The organism is Nocardia sp. NPDC004711 (assembly GCF_053601595.1).
Genome location: NZ_JBSGCB010000103.1, coordinates 1 through 15,382 on the forward strand (window position 1 = coordinate 1; position 15,382 = coordinate 15,382).

Sequence of the window (15,382 nt, forward strand, 5' to 3'; positions counted from 1 at the left end):
CGGGCTGGACCGAATCAGTGGTGACCAGCCACTGCGAAGCCCCCGACGATGCGAAGCGAGCCGTCGGGTGGTCTTTGATGCTCCTACAGATGTTTTAAGCGGCCGACTGCGCTGCGATCGGGTTGATGCGCGCGTGGTAGATCTCCCGTGCGATGTAGCGTTTGAGTACCTTGAGTCAAGTCCTCATGCTGTGAGTCGTTGTGCAGCGTGATGGTTGCTTTGGGTCGTTGGGGGTGCGTGGTGCCAGCAGGCCCAGATGACGTGGAGCCCAGCGCGGGCAACGATGCGGGGTGGCGTGAGGAGTGCGTTTGCCGCGTGCACGGGCGTTGTGTAAAGCTGCGGGGCCCAAGGTGATTGCATGCGGGCGTTGTGGGCGAAAGCGGTGATAGCTCTGCGGGCCCGGGTGTTAGCTGCCCAGCGGAAATAGACGCCACTGGTCTTGCCAGAGGCCTTGGTGACCTGGGTGACGCCGCATTCGGCGCCGGCTTGGTCGATGGTGTCAACGCGGTCGAGGATCGGACTGAACCGCCCTGACGACCTCGGCGAGCAACCGGGCCAGGTTGAGATCGCGATGGGCGGCCCGCCGCGCAGCGGCGGCCGAACCGGCGACAAGACCAGGTCGCATAGAGGGCCCTCCACACTTCGAGGGGATTGACAGGTCAGCTGGATTTTCAACTGGCATGCCTGCCAGGAACTGCGACACGGCAACGGAGACACGTGAGGTAACAACGAAGTGTCCGAACCGCTTTTCTCTTGGCCCGACCACGAACCGTCGTGCACGGTACCTGGGCTCCAGGCCACGCCGATGCGATCACCGCCTTTGCGCGTGTGTTCTCGACCGGACGCCGCGGCGACGCACTGGCCGTCTACCACCATTGCCGCCCCGTCGTCGACGTCTGGACCGGCGCCGCCTACCATCACCGCTTTTTGTCTGGTAGCACAAGACCCCACCTTGTCGTATTCGACCTCCAAAGGCATCACCGTCACAGTGCTGCACCGGCTGGCCGAGCGCGGGCTGCTCGACTATTTCGCACCGGTCGCGCAATACTGGCCGGAATTCGGCGCCAACGGTAAGAAGAACATGACCGTCATCGAATTACTCAGCCACCGCCCCGGGCTCTCGCACGTCGCCCCCCTGGCCAGAAATCTCTGCGAGCTGCTCGACCGCCACCTGATAGAGGAACGGATCGCGACCGCCGCGCCGGGCTGGTGGCGCGGAATGCCCGCCGATCACGCGATCTCCTACGGCTGGCTCGCCGCTCGCTCCGACACCGGGATAGGTTCGACGAGTCCGAAGACGATCATCGACAGCGTTCGCGGGCAGGGGCGTGCCTACATGTGCGGCAGCAGGCGTCCCGGCAGGGGAGCGAGGAAGGATCGGGGGGCGGAATATTCGCAATAGAAGTCACGCAAGGGCCGTGCCAAATCCGGAATTCGACCTCTCGATGACAACCAGGGCCTGACCTGCTATAGCGGCAAGTTAGGCGCCGGCATTGCCACGTTCGGGTCGTCCGCAAATTGCAGTAATCACCTTCAACGGAAGCAAGGCGATTATGATTCGAATCGGTCCGCCCAGTCCACTCCCAGGAGCGACGAAACGGTCCGATAGGTCGCGGGTGTAGCACTCGGCCGGATCGGGGCGGCATTGCTCACGAACCGTTCATCGGCCGCGAGTTCAGCTGAACCGAGAACTGCTGCCAGAGAGGCGAACTGCCGGTCGTTGCCGACCGAGTGTACGAGCGGGAGGTCGGCGGTGTCGAACATTTCGTAGGGCGGGATGCCGGGATGCCGGTTACCCATCACTTCCGGAACCACACCCCCGGCGACGTATGCAGAAGCCTGGCTGGTCAGGGTGGACAGCAGAGATGACAGCAGGTTGAACTCCGCTCACTGGCCCTCACCGACGCGGTCCAGGTGCCGTAGCGCGGCGAGGATACCGACTGCGGCGTGTAGTCCGGTGATGACGTCGACCACAGCAACGCCAACCTGAGTGGGGTGTGGGGGTCGGGTCCAGTGATGCTCATCAGCCCGCCGACCGCCTGTATCAGAATGTCGTACCCGGCCAGCAGATTGTCACGGCCGAAGTCGGCCACCGAGCAGTAGACAATGCCGGGATTGAGCTTCGATACTTGCTCGTAGGCGAGACAGAGCTAGTCCATGCCTCCGGGCAGGAAATTCTCGATGCCGATGTCTGCGCGGGCGACCAGCCAGCGCGCGGCCGCCAGGGCATCGGAATCGGTCAGGTCGAGGGCGACGGATTTCTCGTTGCGGTTGACGCTCTGGAATTAGGTGGACTGGTCGCCGGACCACGGCGGGTGTCGCCGCGAGTTCCTGCCGTTCGATCTTGATGGCCTCGGCACCGAAGTTAGCCAGCGGCATCGTCGAATAAGGTCCGGCAATCACCCGGCCGAAGTCGGCGACCACCAGACCGTCGAGGGCACCGGTCACCGGAACGCCGCCTCACCGGTCAGTGCCTTGCCGATCGTGAGCTGGTGCACCTCGGAGGTGCCCTCGTAGGTGAGCACGGATTCTAGATTGTTGGCGTGCCGAATCACCGGGTACTCGAGGGTGATGCCGTTGGCGCCTAGGATGGTCCGGCATTGGCGGGCAATCTCGATTGCTTCCCGAACGTTGTTGAGTTTGCCGATACTGACCTGTTCCGGGACGATCTCGCCACGGTCCTTGATCCGGCCCAGGTGGTAGGCGAGCAGATGCCCCTTGCCGAGCTCGACGGCCATGTCCGCGATCTTCGCCTGGGTCAGCTGGTAAGCGGCCAACGGCTTGTCGAACACCTCCCGTGACTTCGCGTAGTCGATCGCCGTCTCCAGACAGTCACGCGCGGCACCCAGCGCACCGAACACGATCCCGAACCGGGCCTCCCCCAGACTGGTCAGCGGACCGCGCAGTCCGCGGGCCGCCGGCAGCATCGCCCGAGCTGGCAGGCGGACGTCGTCGAGCACCAACTCGGAGGTCACCGACGCGCGTAGTGACAGCTTCGAATGGATCTCCGGCGCGGAGAACCCCGGGGTATCCGTTGGGACGACGAAGCCGCGGATGCCGTCGTCGGTCTGCGCCCACACCACAGCGACATCGGCGACCGAGCCGTTGGTGATCCACATCTTCGTACCGTTGAGCACCCAATCGTCACCGTGACGCTTGGCGTGGGTGCGCAAGCCCGCCGGATTGGACCCGAAGTCCGGCTCGGTCAGGCCGAAGCAGCCGATTGCCTTACCGGCGGCCATCCGCGGCAGCCACTCTTGCTTCTGTTCCTCACTGCCCCAGTGGTGGATCGAGAACATCGCCAGCGAGCCCTGCACAGAGACCAGACTGCGGATACCCGAGTCGACCGCCTCAAGTTCCAGACACGCCAGCCCGTACGCGGTCGCACTCATCCCGGCGCAACCGTACCCCGCCAGATGCATACCCAGCACCCCCAGCCCGCCGAGCTCTTCCGCAAGCTCACGCGCCGGGATCCGGGCCGCTTCGAACCATTGGGCAATGCACGGACGGATGCGCTGTTCGGCGAACTTCCGGACCGTTGCACGGATCTCGATCTCCTCCGATGTCAGCAGGGAGTCGAGGGCGAACAACTGGGTCAGCGACTGGGACATCAGGCCTCCGGCAGAGCGGTGATCTTGAAAGAACGTTTGCGCAATCGTTTGCATCGCTATGCTAGGCATTACCACGAGGGCGGTCAACCCAGGAAGGACGCAATGCCGTAATGCTTCGACCAACCCGCGCTCCCACACTGAAGGAGATCGCCAAACGCGCCGGGGTACACGTCTCCACCGTATCCCGGGTACTGCGCCAAGCGGAGCCGGTCGACGGCTGGTCCGCCTCCGCCCAGCGCGTGCGCGGCATAGCGGCCGAATTGGGCTACCAGCCGAATCTGTGGGCAGCGAGTCTACGCACCCGCCGGACCACCACCCTCGGCATCGTCATGCCACGCCTGACCGACGGCGTCGTCGCCATGACCTACCAAGGCATCGAGGAAGCAGCCACCCGCGCGGGCTACTCCGTGCTGCTGTCCAGCCCGCCCGACGACCTCGATGCCCAGCGGCGTGCGGCCGAACTGCTCATCGGCCGCCAGGTCGACGGTCTACTGTTCAGCAGCCTCCATATCCCCGGTCGACCATTCGTGGACTCGCTGCCGACAGGGCACCTGCCCGTCCTCACCGTCACCCGGCATGCCGACGCCAGCCTGCCCTTTGTCGTCGGCGACGACCGGCTCGGCGGCTACCTCGCCACACGCCACCTCCTCGACCGCGGATACACCGATATCGCCGTCATCACCGGACCCGACCATGCGACCACCGCACGCGACCGCGTGCACGGATTCCTCGACGCGATGGCGGAAGCCTCGATCCCGGTACCACCCGACCGGATAGCCCCGTCCACATTCGAGGTCGCTGGGGGCGTCGAAGCCGCCCGCACCCTGCTCGACCAGCCTGACCGCCCGCGCGCGATCTTCGCTGTCAGCGACACCATCGCGATCGGCGTCCTGGGCGTCGCACGAGATCTCAGCTTGGCCATCCCGTCCGATCTCGCTCTGGTCGGCTACAACGACATCCCCGTCGCTGCCCAGCTACCCGTCCCACTGACGACGATCTACTCACCCGCACACAAGATCGGTGCCACCGCAGTTGGACAGCTACTAGAACTTGTCAAGGGGCATGACGTCGAATCGGTTCGACTTCCGGTGGAACTAGTCACCCGAAAAACGACCTGATAAAGCGTAGCCAAAACCCGTCAAACAACTAAGACGACGTCTCACATGGCTGTTCTGGCCTTCGTCAGTTTCTTGAAGCAGCTGAGGGCGGCGGCCAATGTCAGGAAGCCCAGGTAATGAGTTCCCTTGCGGTCGTAGCGGATGTTGAGCCGGTGGTAGCCGGTCAGCCACGACACCGTCCTCTCGATCACCCACCGGTGCCGGCCGAGTCGCTGCTCGGACTCGATGCCCTTGCGGGCGATGCGAACTGCCATGCCACGTCGGCGGACCCACAGCCGCAGTTCCGGTTGGTCGTAAGCCTTGTCGGCGTGGAGCTTGCCCGGTCGGCGCTGGCGCGGTCCGCGCCGCGACCGTACCGCCGGGATCGCTTTCACCAGTGGTTCGAGCGCCTGCGAGTCGCGAACGTTCGCGGCCGAAACCGCAACTGCCAGAGGTATTCCCGTCCGATCTGACAACACATGCATCTTCGAGCCGGGCTTGCCGCGGTCGGTAGGGTTCGGGCCGGTCAGATCCCACCTTTTTTCGCCCGTACACTCGCGGCGTCGACCACGGCCCGCGACCAGTCGAGCAAGCCCTGGCCGCCCAGCTCGTCGAGCACCGCCCGATGCAGCCGCCGCCACACCCCCAGCCCTGGTCCACGCCGTGAACCGACGGTGCGCCGTCGGAACCGTCACCCCGAACGACGGCGGCAGCATTCGCCAAGCACATCCGCTGTCAGCACGTATACCACCGCCGTGAACACCGCCCTCTGGTCGACCGGGGCAATACCGCCGCCCTGCGGACGCGACGGGAATTTCGGCAGCAACGGCTCCGCCAGTTCCCACAGCTCGTCCGACACCAGCCGCTGCGACAATGCATCCACCACGATCAAACATCATGCAGCACAACCGCACTCAGCACCGACCGAACGAATCACATCCATGTGAGACATCGTCTAAGCTTGACTCTGTCGGGAATCTTGGAATTCGGTATGTCGCGGCTGATGGGCTGCCACACTGCGGGGCGCGAAATGCACTGCGTCCTCGAAGGAACTGGTGAATGTCACTCGGACCAGGACTGGCCAAGACGGTCCCGCCGCTGACGGCGCGGGTGGCCCGCGCCAGCAATCCCCGCGGCACCACGGCGATGTGGATACGTGACCGGCTCGAAAGCCTGTGGAGCAATGAGGATTTCGCCGACTGGTATCCGCGCGATGGGCGGCCCGGTCTGTCCCCGGCTCAATTGGCCACGTGTGCGTGCTGCAGTATGTGCTGGACCTGTCCGACCGGCAGGCGGCCGAGGCTGTGCGTTGTCGTATCGACTTCAAGTACGCGCTCGGTCTGGAGTTGGATGACCCCGGTTTCCATCACAGTGTGCTGAGCGATTTCCGCGACCGACTCGCCGACGGTGACCGCGCCGACCGGCTGCTCGATCTCGCTGTGGCCCGGCTCACCGAGGCCGGGCTGGTGCGCGAACGCACCACCGCGCGCACCGACTCCACCCACGTCCTGGCCCCGGTCCTCGGGTCCAGGCCCTGCGACAGATCGTTGTGCAGAACTACTACCGCGACGAGAAGGGGCGTCTGCGCTGGCGCACCGACGATGACGGCGGTCTGCCGTCCTCGTCGGTGGCGATCGTCTCTCCCTACGACACCTCGGCCCGTTACGCGCGTCGAGGGCAGGTCACCCGGTGGAAGGGATTCTTGGTCCACCTGACCGAAACCTGCGCGACCGAGGACACCAACGTGATCACCGACGTCGCCACCACCCCGGCCACCACCAACGACGCCCAAGTCCTGCCCGGAATCCACACCCGCCTGCGGCGGCGCGGACTGCTTCCGGCCGAGCACCTGGTCGACGGCGGCTACACCTGCCTGGTCCACGTCGCACAGGCGGCCCGCGAACACCAGGTCACCGTCACCGGCCCACTGCCGGGCAACCCCACCCACCCCCACCGCGACAACGACGGATTCGGCCGCGACGACTCCCCACATCGACTTCGACCGCCGACAGGTCACCTGTCCCCAAGGCCAAGTCAGCAAAGGATGGCATGGTCCCTACCCGACGTCATCGCCGACCGCGGCCCCGCTGATCGTGGCCCGGTTCACCAAAACCCAGTGCCAGCCATGCCCGGCCCGCAACCAGTGCACCACCTCCCGCGACAGCGCACGCAACGTGGGATTTCCCCCGCGAGAACTACTCGACCTGCACGTTCGAACCCGCGACGAGCAGCAGAGCCCGGCCTGGCGGCAGCGGTATGCCGTGCGTTCCGGCATCGAGGGCACCGTCTGCGAATTCGCGAACGGACACGGCATGCGGCGATGCCGCTACCGCGGCCAGGCCAAGGCCCACGTCCAGCACGTCCTCACCGCCATCGCCGTGAACATCGAACGCCTCAGCGCAGGACTGCTACCGGGCGAGCACTCCCCGTCCCGGCCACCAACAGCCTTCCAGGATCACCTGGACCAGAACGGAATTCACCGAATACGGTCCTGGCGCGCGCTCAACAGCTGATCCTGAACTTCACAAGATCACCGACAGAGTCAAGCTTAGGAACACGATCGATATGGCAATCATCGGAGTCCTCTTCGATCTGCTCGGTAAAGCCGCCGCATTGGCGAGTGCAGGATCGACCTGCATGAACACTCCGCACCGATAGGGGGCTGTGCGTCGGCCCCTACGCAGGGGCCAACCGCAACCGCGACGGCGACGAGACCCCACCCACCCTGTCCGGCTACCAACGCATTCCCAAGCCCCCCGCGGAAGGATAGTTCGGTGCCGCCCAGGATTGTCCCGTCGGCCGCGAGGATCTTGAAGACCCCGTTGTCGGTGACCAGCGATCCGGCATCGGTGCGGATGACGGTGCTGGTCTCGCCGACTGTTGCCGTGTAGTTCACGGGCTCGGCCGCGGCGTTCGGCGCGGCGGTCGCGGTCGCGGTGATGATGCTCGCGGTAGCCACGAGCAGCGCGGTGGACAGTGCGGCGGGACGGGTGGAAAACCCCATCGGTGAACCTCGAATTCCTGGTCAGGCGTTGGCAGCGGTCGGCTTCCTCGGCACCCTCGCCGGCCAGCTCTTCGTCACCACACCCGCAGCGATCCTGGCCGCAGCCCAGTACTTCACCACCATCAACCAACCCATACCCTCAACCAAGTAAATCGACTGCTCGGCAACGGTTTCGGCCCACACATCGCCCGTGGCGCTCGCACGGACGCCAGCCGCGCGAGCACCTACAGGACCACAGCAGGCCGAGCACGCTCGATCCCCGCGGCGATCACAACTCAACCAAGCGATCATGGCCCCTATCCGGGGCGTGAGACTGGAACTATGAGTGAGCTGTGGGACAGGAGCAAACCCGCGCGCACCTACGAGGCACAGCCGGACGGGCGCGCGGTGCTGCCTGTGATCCTGACCCGCGGCGACCAGGCCAAAGCCGTCACGCCTCGGCACACCGGCTGCGAGCCGATGGACCTCGACGCGGCCGAGATCACCCACAACAGCAATATACCGCCCTCGGAGGTGGCCGGCCGCGAGTTCACCACAACCGGTGACCGGACCAGCCTGCACGACTTCGCGCTCGTCAACGATCGGCGCGTTCGATGGCACGTCGACGCCGGGGCCGGTACCGATCATGAGTGCGCCTCGGCGCGAATTCGAGATCCCTACCACCCGAGCGCGTGATCTCCGCCCAGTGCTGACGACCTGCGTAGCGGAAACTGTTGCGCAGCAAATGGATTACACAGGTCTGCACGATGGTTTTCTCCCAGACGGTGTTGATCGCCTCCGGCAGCCCTTTGAGACCGTCGCAGACCGCGATGCACACATCAGCGACGCCGCGGTTGCGCAGCTCGGTCAATACCTGCAACCAGAACTTGGCTCCTTCGCCGCCGTCGCCGGCCCACAACCCGAGGATGTCGCGTTCCCCGGCGCAAGTGACGCCGATGACCACGTAGATCGGACGGTTGGCTACCTGACCATCGCGGACCTTCACATGGATGGCATCTATGAACAGGACCGGATAGACGCGATCCAAGGGCCGGTTGCACCAATCGGTCATCTCCGCGATGACCTTGTCGGTGATCGTCGAGATCGTGTCCTTCGACACCGACGACCCGTAGATCTCGGCGAAATGCGCCGAAATCTCGCCAGTGGTCAGCCCTTTCGCGGTGAGCGACAACACGATCCCGTCCACTCCCGACAGGCGCCGCTGCCGCTTCTTCACAATCTTCGGATCGAACGAGGAGCTCGTGTCCCGCGGGACGTCGATGTCGACAGGACCGATCTCGGTGATCACCGTCTTCGATCGAGTTCCATTGCGGGAGTTTCCTGTTCCGCGTCCGGCCGGGTCGTGTTTCTCATAGCCGACATGCTCGGTCATCTCCGCTTCCAGTGCGGTTTCGAGCACGGTCTTGGTCAGCTGGTTGAGCAACCCGCCCGGCCCGACCAGATCGATACCTTGTTCCTTGGCCTGGGCCAGCAGTTGCTCGGCCAGCTTCTTGGTGTCCACCGCGCCCTCGGTCACGGCGGCCAGTGTCTCCGACATCAGTCGGTCCCTCCTGCCGAACCATCAGGTTCGGCCGATCGGACCGAGATCAAGATCCGCCGTTATCCCGGCACTCCCAACTTCGTGAGATTTTTCCCTTCCCTCTCGTATCGGTGGGCCGGGCGTCCGACAAGGAGCCCTGTCGTTACCAGGTGACCGGGAGTTTTCGCGGCCCGTAGAGTTGGCGATCGCCGCTGTGCCAGGGGATGTCCGCAACAGGTACGGCGAGGTCGAGATTGGGGAATCGTCGAGCCAGGCCGGTGAGCGCGATCTGCAGTTCCAGGCGGGCAAGGTGTTGGCCGATGCATTGGTGGACGCCATAGCCGAACGTCAGGTGATTGGCTGCGTGGCGTGTCAGGTCGACTCGGTCCGGCTCAGCGAATACTTGCGGGTCACGATTGGCTGCGGAGAGCGAGATGGCGACGGGCTCGGAGGCCTTGATCACGGCGTCACCGATCTCAACATCCTCCAGAGCGGTTCGAACATCGTTGGCTTGATCGATGGTGGTGTAGCGCAGCAGCTCTTCTACGATGTGACCGATCGGGGCTGACTCGGTTCTGAGCGTGTTCCACCGCTCGCGATTCTGGAGGAGCGTGAAGATGCTGGACGCGAGGGCGTTGGCGGTCGTCCCGTGAGCCGCTGTTACCAATACGACTGCGGTGGACACGAGTTCGTCCTCGGTCATTGCCCCGTTGTGAACCAGCGCGCTGAGCAGATCATCGCCTGGTTGGGCTCGCTTGCGTTCGATGAGTTCACGACCGAATGCGCGAAACTCCCTTCTCGCCTCCACGACGTCGTCGACAGTCGCGTCTGAGTTGTGCCGGACTGCGGCAAGCTGCTCGAACGTGCCGCGTTCGCTCTCCGGCACGCCGAACAGTGCACAGGTCATGAGCGAAGGGATTGCCTGGGCGAACGTTTCGACCAGGTCGACGGGTGGGCCGAGCTTTTCCATGACGTCGAGACGATCGGCGACAATCTTTTCGATGCGTGTCCGATACTCACCGACGCGGCGCACCGCGAAGTGGGGGGCCACGATGCGCCGCAGCCGAGTGTGTTCGGGTGGATCTGTCATGAAGAAGGGCAACTTGCTCAGCGAACGCTCATGGAGTGTCCGCACGACCTCCAGGTCCCGGAAGGCGTCGGCGAGCCGCCCTTCCCGCCGGTAGCGATCAATAAGCCCACGGACAACATCCGGAAAGTCGGTATCGTGCTGGATCGCATCGAACACCAGGGCGGCTTGTCGCTCCGGATGCATGCTCGGTGGACCCCCAGGGTAGACGGTGAAACGCTGATCGCCCAGCACGGCACGAGCAAGCTCGTGGCTCGTCACTAGCCAGCCAATGTGACCATCTGGAAAACGGAGACGGCTTATTGGTTGGCTATCTCGTAGCTCGCCGAGCTTGCTAGGTGGGTCGAACGGGCACTCGCGTTCTGTGGGCAGGCAAACCGGTTCGGCTTGCCTGGCGTCAGGCAAAGGCGAAGTTGTCATGATCATCCTCCTCTTTCTATAAACGGTTATGCGACTAACTGTCCGATGTGTTGGCGTTCGGCTCTGAGTTCTCTGGGCATGTTCCATGCCAAGACACCGGTGATGCGGTCGTCGTGGATGTAGTGGGCGATGAATCGTCGTTCGTTCGGGTCGCCGTGGGTGATCGTGACATGGCAATTCGGGGGGAAGGTGCCATAGGCCTGAATTCGCGCGTCGTATTGGTCGGTCCAGAAATAAGGAACGGGAGTGAACGGCGTGCCCTCGCCGAGGAGGTTGGTCGCTGCGGCGATGGCTTGCTCTGTGGCGTTGAGGCGGTGCTCGACTCGCACGTGGGTGCCCAACGTGTCGTGCCACCAACGGGCAACGTCTCCGGCTGCGTAGACGCCGGGCGCGGCACGGCAGGTGGCATCGCAGACCACGCCATCATCAAGGGTGAGCCCACTGCCGGTGAGCCAATCGGTCGCCGGCACAGACCCGATCGCGACCAGAACGATATCGGCGGGCAAGACCGCGCCGGTCGCGAGCTCGACACCGTTGACCTTGCAGTCCCCGAGTAGGCTGCGGACGGCGGTACCACAGCGCATGTCCACGCCGTGCTCACGGTGCAGGGCGGCCACGTGCCCGCCGATTTCGTCACCGAGCTGCCTCGCCATCGGCACCAGGAGCGGATCAACGATGCAGACCTCGAGACCAGCCTTGCAGGCGGCGGCCGCAACCTCACAACCGAGAAATCCGGCGCCGATCACTACCAGACGCCGACCTGGGTGTAGGTCTGCGCGCAGAGCGAGAGCGTCATCGACCGTGCGTAGCACGTGCACTCCGGCCAAGTCGTGTCCCGCCGCCAGACGACGCGGCGCAATACCTGTCGCGATGATGAGCCCGTCGAAAGGCAGATATTCACCACTGCGAAGCTCAACGGTGCGATTGTTCAGGTCGAGCGCAGTCGCGCGGATACCGAGCCGAAGGTCAACCCGCAGCCGGTCGAGAGTGGCGGCGTCGCGGAACGTGAGACGACTGATGTTCCAGGCCCCCGTGAGGATCTGTTTGGACAACGGTGGCCGGTCATATGGGAGGTAACTCTCGTCACCGACCAGACTGATTGCCCCGTCAAAACCAAGGCGACGCAGCGTCTCCACCGCCGTCAAGCCTGCTGAGGAGGCACCGACGACCACAACCCGGTCGAGACGGCCAGTCATTCGATGACCCGGATCGCGGCCGCGGGGCACAGCATCGCCGCTGCTCGTACGCCCTCATGTGACCCGGCATGCGGCGCTTCGTCGAGCAGCACGACGACGCCGTCTTCCTCGCGCTGGTCGAACACGTCCGCCGCGGCCAGCACACATTGACCGCCGCCCACGCATTTTTCCTCGTCAACTTCGATACGCATGTTCGTCAGCTCCTTTTCAACTTCTTGGTCGTGCCGGTATCGAACAGTGCCTGAGGACGCTGGCTGATAGTCAGGGTGATACCGGTATGTCGGCATGCCACTAGTCCCCCGTCACTGTCAGGCAGCGACAACGCTCCAGAAGGGCACAGTGAAAAAGATCTCTGCCATTCGCGTCCTGGTCGAAGAGGCTCGGGGCGAATAGTGCGCTCAGGCCCCGACTGACGCGTCGGTTGCGGTCCGCGTTGAGTCTCATCAGGAATTACCTCACCAGGTCGCTCGGAGTCGTAGCGGACGGTAGAGGCCAGCATCGCCGTCGTGCCAGGGGATATCGTCGACGAGTACCGCGAGGCTCGACGAATGTCGAGCGTGCGCAAGGCCTTCTCTTTCGAGGACTGAGCTACCCTGGATACCGAAATCCAATTCTTCGGCCTGCTCACGCGTTGGCTCCTTGCGGGTCGGGGTCCTCAGCGGGTGCATGGCTCACGTCGTGCCCAACGGGAACCTGTGCACGGTTGTCGATTCCGAGGGCGGCTGCCAGGGCCGCGATGACGCACAGGCCAGCAAGGTAGAAGCCCGGGCCGAGGAGATATCCATCTCCGACGAGCCAGGTCGCTACGTAGGGTGCAGTCCCCCCGAACAGGGTTTGGCCGATGTTGTAGGACAGCCCGCTGGCCGAGGATCGCACACGTGCTGGGAACAAATCGACGACCACCAGCTGGGTGATCGAACCAGTGAAGCCCAAAAGAAGTGCGAACACGGCGACGATGAGGCAGGCACCCGCCATGGAACTGTGCTGAAATAATGCAAATGCCGGGATAGCCCACGCCCCCATGCAGAACATGACAGTCACCGCGATGGTGCGTTTTCGGCCTACCCGGTCGATGACCACCCCAGCCAGGATGTTAAACGCCGCGGCAGCGAGTGCGAATACAAGTTGCACTGTCAGTGATTGAGTGCGGCTGAAATTCTGGTTCGTGGTCAGATACGACACAAGAAAGGTAACACCGAGATAGGTGCTCACTGCGTGGGCCATCAACCAGCCGACCAGAACCAACATGGGCTTTTTTGCAATCCTGAAAGCCTGCGCCAGTGGTGCTGATTCGACTTGTCCTTTGTCTTGCAGAGCTGCGAACACCGGTGAATCCGCGGTGCGCAGACGCAGGTAGAGGCCGATCGCGGCGAGTGGCGCAGCCAACAGGAACGGCACCCGCCATCCCCACGACGACAGCTGTTGTTCGGTCGTCATGGAAGCCATCGATACCGAAACGAAGACAGCGAATGCTATACCGAACCAAACTGATGCCGAGCTGATCGATGCATATCGGGCGCGCTTGCCTGCCGGTGCGTGTTCGCCCAGGAAGATCGACGCGCCGGTCATCTCGCCGCCTGCGGAGAAACCCTGCACGAGCCGACACAGGAGAAGCAAAACCGGCGCCGCGACGCCGATCTGGGCATAACCGGGCAGTAGGCCCATCAGGACTGTCGCTGAGCTCATCAACACCACCGACACGATGAGTGACATACGCCGACCGAGTCGGTCACCCAGATGACCAAATGCGATACCACCCAGGGGGCGGGCAACGAAGCCGACCGCGAAAATCGCAAAGGTGGATAACAGGGCGGCAGTGGGGTCTTGTTTCGGGAAAAACAGGTGAGCGATCGTGGTTGCGAAATAGCCGTACAAGACGAAGTCGTACCATTCCACAAAGTTGCCGATGGCGCCGGCCAACAGTATTCGTCGTCGCAAGGCGTCGTTGCCGTTGCCGTTGTTCATCATATTCTCCTTAAGCGCCTCGTGGTCGCTGAACTACTCGGGTAATCATGGATGAGTTCGTTACAAAGTGTGCGTTGGCGTACGCAAATGAATTTTCTCATTTGCGAGTGTCGGCATTTCTGGACCGACCCGCCCGTTCGAATTGATAGAAGAAGAGGAGTCCGATGCCCGGAGCCCACTCGTCGAGTATGACTGGGAAAAGATGGCGAATAGATTGCCTCGTTTCCGACTCTGGAAGACGCGAGACAAGCCCTTTACTCGCCCTGGAAAGCCAAGTCTTCCGCTGCGGTCGGTCGCAGTAGTCAGACCCGACCATTCCGCCCACTGGTTCGGCGGCGGGGTGAACGAACCTATAAGCGCCGGATCGTAGTTGACCATTTGTTTGCTGTTGCCGCAGTGGGCGCTGGGCCCGCAATTACTCGCATCGGTAAACGCCATGTGGGTTGCATCCAAGTGCGGCTCATTCGGACCTCTCAAACTTCACACGCCGTTGATGGCGGTTGGCGCCAGTGCCAAAATGTGATGAGCACCATCATTTCTTCGGTTGCACTCGATCCGCGACCAACAATTTGTCCAGAATCAGGTGTGCGAACGTCGCTCAGTTTGCCAACGGACGACGACAGCGAGAACCGAACTTTGGCGTTGACAGCTGGCTTCGCTACAACGTGCTGGTCGACTCCCCTGCAGCGGATCTTGAATCGTCCCGAGTTCGGGCCGCTTCCGCTCTTGAGGAAGATGGTCTCCATCATGTCGAAGCGTTACCCGCCCGAGGTTCGCGAGAAGGCCGTTCGGCTGGTCTTGGAACGACTCGATGAGTTCGAGTCCCCGTATGCCGCCGCGAAGGCGATCGGCCCGCTGGTGGACGTGCATTACGAGACGTTGCGAGTATGGATGAAGAAGGCGCTCGCTCAGGGCTCCAGGGCGGGCGGATGAACGGCATCGTCCGAGGCCGCAAGCTGCGCACCACGATCCCCGCCAAGGACGGGATACGCGCCGGCGACAAGCTCAACCGCGACTTCACCGCCATCGCGCCGAACCGCGTGTGGGTCGCCGATTTCACCTACGTGTCGGCCTGGACCGGATGGGCCTATGTGGCGTTCGTGTTCGACACCTACTCCCGTGCCATCGTCGGCTGGACCACCGCCGCCACGAAAACGACCGCGCTGGTGTCCAAGGCACTCACCATGGCCGTGTGGCGGCATACCGTGAAATCCTCGGTCTCGAAGTCACTTCCGGAGAGGACGGTGCCGGATGGCTGGCATTCTTCCGCGACCTAATCGCTCGCGGTTTGAGTAGAGTCGCACTCGTCACCAGCGATGCACACGCAGGACTGGTGGCCGCGATCGGCGCGACCCTGCCCGGCGTCCTGGCAGCATTGCCGCACCCATTGGAGCTGTAAGGAATCAACATGGCGATTCGGTGGTGTGGATGTTGGATTGTGTTATGGCGGTGATGATTTCGGTCGAGCTGCGATAGCGCGTGT

Annotated in this window: 16 protein-coding genes and 4 pseudogenes; 9 read left to right on the top strand and 11 right to left on the bottom strand. The window is 63.5% G+C overall.

The annotated features are described in order from the left end of the window. The first annotated feature begins 952 nt into the window (after nt 1-952). Nucleotides 953-1,402 (top strand): serine hydrolase domain-containing protein, encoded by a 450-nt coding sequence (locus ACWEKS_RS46515; protein WP_452346104.1) that lies wholly within the window; start codon nt 953-955, stop codon nt 1,400-1,402. 149 nt (nt 1,403-1,551) lie between these two features. Here ACWEKS_RS46515 and ACWEKS_RS46520 read toward each other — a convergent pair. The 3 genes and pseudogenes from ACWEKS_RS46520 to ACWEKS_RS46530 form a co-directional block, all read right to left on the bottom strand. Then, nucleotides 1,552-2,243 (bottom strand): annotated as a pseudogene (locus ACWEKS_RS46520) (CoA transferase). Between the two features lie 94 nt (nt 2,244-2,337). Next, nucleotides 2,338-2,448: pseudogene (locus ACWEKS_RS46525) on the bottom strand (CoA transferase); the annotation flags it as partial. Beyond that, nucleotides 2,445-3,611, bottom strand: coding sequence for an acyl-CoA dehydrogenase family protein (locus ACWEKS_RS46530; protein WP_452346117.1), 1,167 nt, complete (start codon nt 3,609-3,611; stop codon nt 2,445-2,447). The pseudogene ACWEKS_RS46525 and the gene ACWEKS_RS46530, both read right to left, overlap by 4 nt. Before the next feature lie 110 nt (nt 3,612-3,721). On the opposite strand from ACWEKS_RS46530, the gene ACWEKS_RS46535 reads away from it, so the two are divergent. Further along, on the top strand, nt 3,722-4,729 hold the full coding sequence (locus ACWEKS_RS46535) for a LacI family DNA-binding transcriptional regulator (RefSeq protein WP_452346105.1): 1,008 nt from the start codon (nt 3,722-3,724) through the stop codon (nt 4,727-4,729). 41 nt (nt 4,730-4,770) lie between these two features. On the opposite strand, the gene ACWEKS_RS46540 is transcribed toward ACWEKS_RS46535, so the two are convergent. Both ACWEKS_RS46540 and ACWEKS_RS46545 read right to left on the bottom strand, forming a co-directional pair. After that, nucleotides 4,771-5,424 (bottom strand): IS5 family transposase, encoded by a 654-nt coding sequence (locus ACWEKS_RS46540; RefSeq protein ID WP_452346106.1) that lies wholly within the window; start codon nt 5,422-5,424, stop codon nt 4,771-4,773. Continuing rightward, the gene (locus tag ACWEKS_RS46545) at nt 5,400-5,594 is read right to left on the bottom strand and encodes a transposase (RefSeq protein ID WP_452346107.1); all 195 of its coding nucleotides are present in this window, start codon (nt 5,592-5,594) and stop codon (nt 5,400-5,402) included. Before ACWEKS_RS46545 ends, ACWEKS_RS46540 begins: the two co-directional genes overlap by 25 nt. Nucleotides 5,595-6,012: 418 nt before the next feature. Between ACWEKS_RS46545 and ACWEKS_RS46550 the strand changes: the two genes are divergently transcribed. From ACWEKS_RS46550 to ACWEKS_RS46565, 4 genes are all read left to right on the top strand, one after another. Then, a complete protein-coding gene (locus tag ACWEKS_RS46550) occupies nt 6,013-6,423 on the top strand; it encodes a transposase (protein WP_452346118.1) in 411 nt (136 codons plus the stop codon). 276 nt (nt 6,424-6,699) lie between these two features. After that, the gene (locus tag ACWEKS_RS46555; RefSeq protein ID WP_452346119.1) at nt 6,700-7,221 is read left to right on the top strand and encodes a transposase; all 522 of its coding nucleotides are present in this window, start codon (nt 6,700-6,702) and stop codon (nt 7,219-7,221) included. 426 nt (nt 7,222-7,647) lie between these two features. Next, nucleotides 7,648-7,863, top strand: a complete 216-nt coding sequence (locus ACWEKS_RS46560) for a hypothetical protein (protein ID WP_452346108.1) — start codon at nt 7,648-7,650, stop codon at nt 7,861-7,863. A gap of 170 nt (nt 7,864-8,033) precedes the next feature. Next, nucleotides 8,034-8,387: a hypothetical protein gene (locus ACWEKS_RS46565; RefSeq protein ID WP_452346109.1), complete on the top strand. Its 354-nt coding sequence runs from the start codon at nt 8,034-8,036 to the stop codon at nt 8,385-8,387. On the opposite strand, the pseudogene ACWEKS_RS46570 reads toward ACWEKS_RS46565, so the two are convergent. The 6 genes and pseudogenes from ACWEKS_RS46570 to ACWEKS_RS46595 all read right to left on the bottom strand — a co-directional run. Further along, nucleotides 8,380-9,249, bottom strand: a pseudogene (locus tag ACWEKS_RS46570) (IS256 family transposase); the annotation flags it as partial. The gene ACWEKS_RS46565 and the pseudogene ACWEKS_RS46570 sit on opposite strands and share 8 nt — an antisense overlap. A 145-nt stretch (nt 9,250-9,394) precedes the next feature. After that, nucleotides 9,395-10,579, bottom strand: a complete 1,185-nt coding sequence (locus ACWEKS_RS46575; RefSeq protein ID WP_452346110.1) for a cytochrome P450 — start codon at nt 10,577-10,579, stop codon at nt 9,395-9,397. A gap of 185 nt (nt 10,580-10,764) precedes the next feature. Continuing rightward, nucleotides 10,765-11,934 carry an NAD(P)/FAD-dependent oxidoreductase gene (locus tag ACWEKS_RS46580; protein WP_452346111.1) on the bottom strand — a complete coding sequence of 390 codons (1,170 nt, stop codon included), beginning with the start codon at nt 11,932-11,934 and terminating at the stop codon, nt 10,765-10,767. Next, nucleotides 11,931-12,125 (bottom strand): ferredoxin, encoded by a 195-nt coding sequence (locus tag ACWEKS_RS46585; RefSeq protein WP_452346112.1) that lies wholly within the window; start codon nt 12,123-12,125, stop codon nt 11,931-11,933. Before ACWEKS_RS46585 ends, ACWEKS_RS46580 begins: the two co-directional genes overlap by 4 nt. A gap of 433 nt (nt 12,126-12,558) precedes the next feature. Further along, nucleotides 12,559-13,902 carry an MFS transporter gene (locus tag ACWEKS_RS46590; RefSeq protein ID WP_452346113.1) on the bottom strand — a complete coding sequence of 448 codons (1,344 nt, stop codon included), beginning with the start codon at nt 13,900-13,902 and terminating at the stop codon, nt 12,559-12,561. A 470-nt stretch (nt 13,903-14,372) separates the two neighbouring features. Continuing rightward, nucleotides 14,373-14,648, bottom strand: coding sequence for a hypothetical protein (locus ACWEKS_RS46595; RefSeq protein WP_452346114.1), 276 nt, complete (start codon nt 14,646-14,648; stop codon nt 14,373-14,375). Between ACWEKS_RS46595 and ACWEKS_RS46600 the strand changes: the two genes are divergently transcribed. From ACWEKS_RS46600 to ACWEKS_RS46610, 3 genes and pseudogenes are all read left to right on the top strand, one after another. Next, on the top strand, nt 14,647-14,832 hold the full coding sequence (locus ACWEKS_RS46600; RefSeq protein ID WP_452346115.1) for a hypothetical protein: 186 nt from the start codon (nt 14,647-14,649) through the stop codon (nt 14,830-14,832). The two genes, ACWEKS_RS46595 and ACWEKS_RS46600, sit on opposite strands and share 2 nt — an antisense overlap. After that, nucleotides 14,829-15,176, top strand: a complete 348-nt coding sequence (locus ACWEKS_RS46605; RefSeq protein ID WP_452346116.1) for a DDE-type integrase/transposase/recombinase — start codon at nt 14,829-14,831, stop codon at nt 15,174-15,176. The genes ACWEKS_RS46600 and ACWEKS_RS46605 overlap by 4 nt, the downstream gene beginning before the upstream one ends. Continuing rightward, nucleotides 15,101-15,293 (top strand): annotated as a pseudogene (locus ACWEKS_RS46610) (transposase); the annotation flags it as partial. The gene ACWEKS_RS46605 and the pseudogene ACWEKS_RS46610, both read left to right, overlap by 76 nt. Between the last annotated feature and the right edge of the window lie 89 nt (nt 15,294-15,382).

Excerpts from the sequence above, each read along its gene's own strand:
- ACWEKS_RS46530 (WP_452346117.1), bottom strand. The coding sequence starts at position 3,611 with ATGTCCCAGTCGCTGACCCAGTTGTTCGCCCTCGACTCCCTGCTGACA.
- ACWEKS_RS46585 (WP_452346112.1), bottom strand. The coding sequence starts at position 12,125 with ATGCGTATCGAAGTTGACGAGGAAAAATGCGTGGGCGGCGGTCAATGT.
- ACWEKS_RS46560 (WP_452346108.1), top strand. The coding sequence starts at position 7,648 with ATGATGCTCGCGGTAGCCACGAGCAGCGCGGTGGACAGTGCGGCGGGA.
- ACWEKS_RS46590 (WP_452346113.1), bottom strand. The coding sequence starts at position 13,902 with ATGATGAACAACGGCAACGGCAACGACGCCTTGCGACGACGAATACTG.
- ACWEKS_RS46535 (WP_452346105.1), top strand. The coding sequence starts at position 3,722 with ATGCTTCGACCAACCCGCGCTCCCACACTGAAGGAGATCGCCAAACGC.
- ACWEKS_RS46565 (WP_452346109.1), top strand. The coding sequence starts at position 8,034 with ATGAGTGAGCTGTGGGACAGGAGCAAACCCGCGCGCACCTACGAGGCA.
- ACWEKS_RS46540 (WP_452346106.1), bottom strand. The coding sequence starts at position 5,424 with ATGCTGCCGCCGTCGTTCGGGGTGACGGTTCCGACGGCGCACCGTCGG.
- ACWEKS_RS46605 (WP_452346116.1), top strand. The coding sequence starts at position 14,829 with ATGAACGGCATCGTCCGAGGCCGCAAGCTGCGCACCACGATCCCCGCC.
- ACWEKS_RS46595 (WP_452346114.1), bottom strand. The coding sequence starts at position 14,648 with ATGATGGAGACCATCTTCCTCAAGAGCGGAAGCGGCCCGAACTCGGGA.
- ACWEKS_RS46580 (WP_452346111.1), bottom strand. The coding sequence starts at position 11,934 with ATGACTGGCCGTCTCGACCGGGTTGTGGTCGTCGGTGCCTCCTCAGCA.
- ACWEKS_RS46600 (WP_452346115.1), top strand. The coding sequence starts at position 14,647 with ATGTCGAAGCGTTACCCGCCCGAGGTTCGCGAGAAGGCCGTTCGGCTG.